The sequence below is a fragment of the Methylobacterium sp. Leaf91 genome, assembly GCF_001422815.1.
GTDB lineage: Bacteria > Pseudomonadota > Alphaproteobacteria > Rhizobiales > Beijerinckiaceae > Methylobacterium.
In genome coordinates, this window is sequence record NZ_LMMP01000037.1 from 1 (window position 1) to 5876 (window position 5876).

Here is a 5876-nt window from a genome sequence, read left to right on the forward strand (position 1 = left end):
GAATCTTGGTGGTCAGGCCGCCGCGCGTCCTTCGAGAGCCTCAGGATGAGGCGACCCATGCAACGGGATCGGTCGTCTTCTTTTTTGGCGGTGGCCGCTCCCTATGAGAAGACCGCCGTCAGTTTCATCGGCGTCCTCTGCCTCGCCGCAGCCATCGACTGGCTCAAGCGATGACACGCCCTAACGGGCGCAGGCTAGTGCACTGACTCAGACGGATGGTTCAGGGGCACGATTAAGGGCGTTGAAGATTGCTGCGGCGGGTTTGGTCCAGACGAAGGGGCGGGCGCTGCGGTTGTGCTCGGCGATGTAGCGTTTGATGGCAGCCTGAAGATCGACGATGCCGGTGAAGGTGCCCCGTTGCAGGCGGCGGCGCGTGAGCGTGGAAAAGAAGCCTTCGACCGCGTTGAGCCATGAGGCCGAGGTCGGGGTGAAGTGGAAGGTCCAGCGCGGATGGCGGGCGAGCTAGGTGCGCACCTTCGGGTGCTTGTGGCTTCCGTAGTTGTCGAGCACCACGTGGATCACCTTGCCCGCAGGGACCGCGGCCTCGACGGCGTTGAGAAAGCGGATGAACTCACCGTGGCGATGGCGCTGCATGCAGCGGCCGAGCACCGTGCCTTCCAAGACGTCGAGGGCGGCAAACAAGGTCGTCGTACCGTGGCGGGTGTAGTCATGCGTCTGAGCGGCAGGATGTCCGGGACCGATGGGCCGATCGGGACGGGTTTGCTCCAGAGCCTGGATCTGGGACTCCTCATCCTGAGCCTGTCGAAGGATCGTCGATGGACAGCACGACGGCGTGGGCGGGCGGATCCATGTGGAGACCGACCACATCCTCCACCTTCTCGGCGAAGGCCCGGTCGTGCGAGCGCTTGAAGGTACGCAACCGATGCGGCTGCAGGCGGTGCTCTTGCCAGATCCGCTGCACGGAGCGGAGTGAGATGCCGGTCCGCGCAGCGACGGCGCGCCCGGTCCAGTGAGTGACTTCGTCCGGCGGTTCCGAACAGGTCAGCGCCAGCACCTTCGCCACTGTGCGCGTGGAATGCGGCGGGGTGCCGGGTGGACGGGTCTTATCGTGCAGCAGGCCCTCGACGCCCTCCTCGGCGAAGCGCTGCTGCCAGCGCCAAAAGGCGGGTCGGCTGACGCCAGCCTGCCGCGCCACGTCCTGCACGCTCAACCGTTCGGACGACAGCAGGACGATGCACGCCCGCAGGATGTGCTTGAGGGGGCGGGATCGATCTCCGGCGATCGCGGACAGCGCTGACTTCGTGACGTCGTCGAGGAGCACACAGACGGTCTGAGCCATCGCCCAGACTCGCATGCATCACGCCCTGCGTGAATCCTCTGACCGCGTCAGGGCACTAGGCCTGCGCCTTTGGCACATGGATGGAGATTCGTCGAGAGGTCGCCGTGATGCGCCAGATCGCCTCGCTTACACCCTCTAAGGTGCCCTTACCCCAAACGGTAGCAGAGCAACGCGCACCGACGGCGACCGTTGCGCGCGCCACCATGAAATGCGCGTAGCTCAGGTCACAATTGAGCCCGCCCCGGGCATTAGCTTGCGCCCGCAGACGTCGTAGCACCCGGTCGAATATGACAGCTTGCCGTCAGCGGCAGAACCAGCTTGAGTTTTGACCCTTACGGTTACGACTTGCCGCATTCAAATTAGTAAATCAGCTCTACTGGACACACGACAGCTAAACATTTGAATATAACTTTGTCTACAGGGAGAGTAACTGAGAGTCGATTTCGCACAGCAAATATTTTAACCCTAAGTTTGCCTGGGGTCAAGCGCGCATGCAAGATATAGTTTTTTGTTGATTTGATTTCCGAGCATCGTTAGATGTCAGCCTGAATCATCTATGCCATGGAATTTTGGATGCGTATTGTTACATTTGGCTCGTGCCTGAGCCGATCCACTGTAGCTCAGTTTATTCGCATGTATGGTGGAGAGCTTATTTCGAGCGTATACCACAATCGCTCAGACGCGTTTATGGGTAGATTCATTGATAAAGACTGGACGGAATATCCTTATGATGAATTCGTATCAATATTTAGACCCGCTAGTATTGAGGGCGTCTCGATCGAGAAGAACCCTTCCATCATTCTGAGAAACCAATATTTGCCCTGGATTGGATCGCACGGCCTAGACGAATACGTATCCTTTCTAGAAGCAGTTAAGTCTGAGCCAGATCTAATCGTCGTTGATAACCACGTCGATTTAGGCGCTCGACTGCTTGCCCGGAAAGGAGACGATAAGGCCGGGATTTTCTCGATGCTGGGCGGAACTCCGAAAAATTTGAATTGGGAGTTAAGAGAACGGCTGGCAATAAGAGAAAGCATACACTCGATGAAGCGCTTTTTATCTTGGATACATGAGAGCGCTCCGAAAGCAACTATCGTATTCATAAACTTCCCATATGTAACTTATGTAGACGCTCCGGAAAGGGTAAAACGCACTAAGAGTTTTGAGGCGGATTTTTCAAGCGATCATGCTGTAGTGGTGCCATGCCTTGATGTTCCAATGCACGAGCGTAGCCCAGATCCGCAACATTTTCGTTCCCCGATGTACGCGCGGTACGCCGGTATAATTATGCAAGAATTAGTAAGACAAGGCAAAGTAAAAATAGAAAAAGAACATCAAGATGCGAATGGAGTAGCGGACCTAAAGGCTTCACAACGTGTGATCTCACTCTATCGCAATGGCTGCATTGATGAACTGCTTGAATTAGCAGACAATATTGGTTTTAAAAACCTCAAACCTAACGCTTTATATTTTGTGGGCATCGCGCTGATGAATGTTCAAAATGACGCGAGGGCTTTTGACGTATTTAAGTATTTGTTGAGCTTTCCTAACGCAACTCAGCAGACACTCAAACGGGCGATCAATCTTGCGGCGAAACTCGGCTTGGAAGATGAAAGATTAGCACTAACAGATCGACTAAGACTTTCTTCGCATTGAACTTCAAAGAATATATGCAGACCGAGTTGCTAGTATTGGGATATCTCATAAATGGCAATACTATGAAAGTTAATTACCAGAAGTGCTTATTATGTGGGGTCGCAGGTTATGGCGCCCATTCGGTGGCTATCCAAGGCTAATACTCAACATCTATGCGTTTTACTGGAAACGCAGTCAATTGATCGATTACAGCGATGTCGAAACCACTGACACTAGAAGTCTGCATGGGCGAATGGTAAATACTTAGATGTTTGATCCCAGGGTTTGATGGTGCAATCTTCACGTCGGAGTGGGGAGACGCGCTATGGGCCAGGTTCTGCATGGAAGCGCCACGACGACGGAGCGGCTGTGATGAGGGTCAAGCGGGGATCGACTGCCAGGGCGTACGGCCGCGGACGATGGCGTTGAGCGTCACCAGGAGATTTCGCATTACGGCTACGAGCGCGACCTTCTTCGGCCGGCCTCGTTGGGTTAGCTGCTCGTAGAAGGGCCGAAAGGGAGATCCTCGCCGGATCGCGGTCAGAGCGGCCATGTACAGCACGCCCCGCACCGAGGTTCGTCCCCCCGCGATGGATCGTCGGCCTCGCATCAGGCCAGAGTCGCGGTTGATTGGCGCGATGCCGACGAGGGCCGCAATCTGGTGGCGCCTGATGGTGCCGAGCTCGGGCAACTGCGTCAGAAGCGTGCGTGCGGTGACGTCACCGATTCCGGGGACGGACTTGAGCCGTGCCTCGGTCTCGCACCAGACCGGAGAGGCCTTGATGGCTTGTCCAATGTCGCTGTCGAGTTCCGGTAGTTCTTTCTCCAGGAAGCCGATGTGTCGCACCAGCCGCCGGGTCAGCTGCTTGTCCGCGGCCTGATCGCGACGGTTGGTCTCCATGCAGATCATCCCTATGATCTGCCGCCGCCGGCTCATAAGCGCGGCGAAGTGCCGTCTCTCCGGCTCCAGCAAGGGCCTGGCCGGTGGTCTGATGCGTTCGGCGAAGAGGGCAATGACTTCGGCGTCGAGCGCGTCTGTCTTTGCCAATCGGCCCATCGCTCTGGTAAAGTCGCGGATCTGGCGCGGGTTGACGATACAGAGCGGCAGCCCGACAGCGGCCAGTGCTGCAGCCACGCTCGCCTCGAAGCCACCGGTAGCCTCCAGGAGGGTGAGGGCTACAGGTAAGCCGCTGAGCCGACGCGCGAGAGTATCCAGCTCTTTGGTGTTACGCAGGACATGGTATGCCTCGTCCGACGGTCTGAGGTGAATGACCCTGACCCAGCAAACTGGTCCGCGCTTAGCGCAAGTTTCTCGGGCATCCTGAACCCTGAAGGAGGGTGGATGCCATGCCTCGCAAACGCTTCACGAATGAACAGATCGCCTTCGCCCTGCGGCAGGCGGAGAACGGCGCCTCGGTGGACGAAGTCTGCCGGAAGATGGGCGTCTCTGAGCCGACCTTCTACCGCTGGAAGAAGCAATTCGTCGGCATGGGCGTGCCGGAGATCCGACGGCTCAAGCAGCTGGAGGACGAGAACGGTAAGCTCAAGCGGCTGGTCGCTGACCTGACGCTGGACCGCTCGATGCTGCAGGACGTGCTCAAACGAAAGTGGTGAGGCCCGCCGTTCGCCGTGAAGTCGCCGGTCACTTGCAGGTGACCTACGACATCAGCGAGCGTCGGGCCTGCCAGGCCACCGGCTTCGGCCGTTCGTCCCAGCGTTACAGGAAGCGAGCCGACCCGCAAGTCGCCCTGCGGATGCGGTTGAAGGAGCTGGCCGCCGCACGGGTCCGTTACGGCTATCGACGGCCGCACATCTTGCTGCGACGGGAGGGCTGGGAGGTGAACCACAAGCGCACCTACCGGATCTACCGAGACGAGGGGCTATCGATCCGGTCAAAGCTGCCTAAGCGCAAGCGGGCTTGGCGGTATCGTCAGGGTAGGCCAGGGATCGGTGAGCCCAACGAGGTCTGGGCGATGGACTTCGTATCCGACCGCATCTTCGACGGACGTCCATTCCGGATCTTGACCGTCGTTGATTGCCACACGCGAGAGGCGCTCTCACTCACACCGAGAGCCAACTTCCGCGCCTACCAAGTGACCGAGGCGCTCGACGCCTTGGTCAAGCTGAGGGGACGGCCCAAGAGCTTGCGGGTCGACAATGGGCCGGAGTTCGCCGGTCGCATGCTCGACCAGTGGGCCTACCTGAATGGGGTCGAGATCGACTTCTCACGACCGGGCAAGCCGACCGACAACGCCTACGTCGAGTCGTTCAACGGCCGCCTACAGGCGGAATGCCTGAATGCTTCGTGGTTCCTATCTCTGGCTGATGCCCGCGACCGCATCGAGGACTGGAGGTGCCACTACAACGAAGATCGACCCCACACGGCCCTGGGCGGCTTGACGCCCCGAGCCTTCGCCAACCAAGCTGTCACCGCCCGAGAACTTGCATAGGCCGTGGACCACAAACGGGGTCAGCTCCAACATGGCTCAAAGCCATACCTTAGGGAGGACCACTTTTCAGGGGGCAGGCCAAGGGTCTTTGCCCCGGCGATATCGGAGACGCCAGCGGCATCCTTGCAACGAAGAGGGGTCGGCTTGATGGACATACCGGGCGGTCCTTATGCGGTGGTGACAGGAAGGGCGTGGGCGACGCAGTCCCGATAGATCGGGTTGCCGCGCCGATTGAGCTTGCCGGTATCGGTGCGGAAGGTGGTTCGCGGGCCTGTGGTCGGTCCGCCGTTGTTGCCTAAGATGCCGTCGAGGCCGATCCGAAGACGTGGGTTTCCCCCGGTGGGAACCGCGCTGAGCTGGTATCTGACCACGCGCGTGCCTGGCGTGAACTGCGCCGAGCCCGGCACGATGGAAACGCTGTTCCCCGTCCCGTCGTCCGACCAGACCACGCCATCGTTGCCGGGGTCGGTGACGCGGCTTCGGTCGATGCC

At 58.8% G+C, this 5876-nt stretch carries 4 protein-coding genes and 2 pseudogenes; 3 read left to right on the forward strand and 3 right to left on the reverse strand.

Annotated features, from left to right (window positions below; all coding sequences use genetic code 11):
- Positions 1 to 87 precede the first annotated feature (87 nt).
- Positions 88 to 174: pseudogene (locus ASF32_RS25555) on the forward strand (IS5/IS1182 family transposase); the annotation flags it as partial.
- Between the two features lie 33 nt (positions 175 to 207).
- On the opposite strand, the pseudogene ASF32_RS18365 reads toward ASF32_RS25555, so the two are convergent.
- A pseudogene (locus ASF32_RS18365) lies at positions 208 to 1300 on the reverse strand (IS630 family transposase).
- Between the two features lie 573 nt (positions 1301 to 1873).
- Between ASF32_RS18365 and ASF32_RS25560 the strand changes: the two are divergent.
- Positions 1874 to 2956 carry a hypothetical protein gene (locus ASF32_RS25560; RefSeq protein WP_156467887.1) on the forward strand — a complete coding sequence of 361 codons (1083 nt, stop codon included), beginning with the start codon at positions 1874 to 1876 and terminating at the stop codon, positions 2954 to 2956.
- Between the two features lie 358 nt (positions 2957 to 3314).
- On the opposite strand, the gene ASF32_RS18370 is transcribed toward ASF32_RS25560, so the two are convergent.
- Positions 3315 to 4205: an IS110 family transposase gene (locus ASF32_RS18370; RefSeq protein ID WP_082490466.1), complete on the reverse strand. Its 891-nt coding sequence runs from the start codon at positions 4203 to 4205 to the stop codon at positions 3315 to 3317.
- A gap of 77 nt (positions 4206 to 4282) precedes the next feature.
- Here ASF32_RS18370 and ASF32_RS18380 point away from each other — a divergent pair.
- Positions 4283 to 5385, forward strand: a protein-coding gene (locus ASF32_RS18380) for an IS3 family transposase (protein ID WP_156467888.1) whose coding sequence is annotated in 2 segments (ribosomal slippage) — positions 4283 to 4544 and positions 4544 to 5385 — 1104 coding nt in all. Because the reading frame shifts where the segments join, the coding sequence is not laid out codon by codon here.
- A 167-nt stretch (positions 5386 to 5552) separates the two neighbouring features.
- Here the strand turns inward: ASF32_RS18380 and ASF32_RS25805 are convergent.
- The coding region (locus ASF32_RS25805) for a hypothetical protein (RefSeq protein WP_200919178.1) at positions 5553 to 5876 on the reverse strand (324 nt) is incomplete at its 5' end.

Bases quoted from the DNA above. Each gene is read 5' to 3' on its own strand.
- ASF32_RS25560 (WP_156467887.1), top strand. From the start codon at position 1,874: ATGCGTATTGTTACATTTGGCTCGTGCCTGAGCCGATCCACTGTAGCT.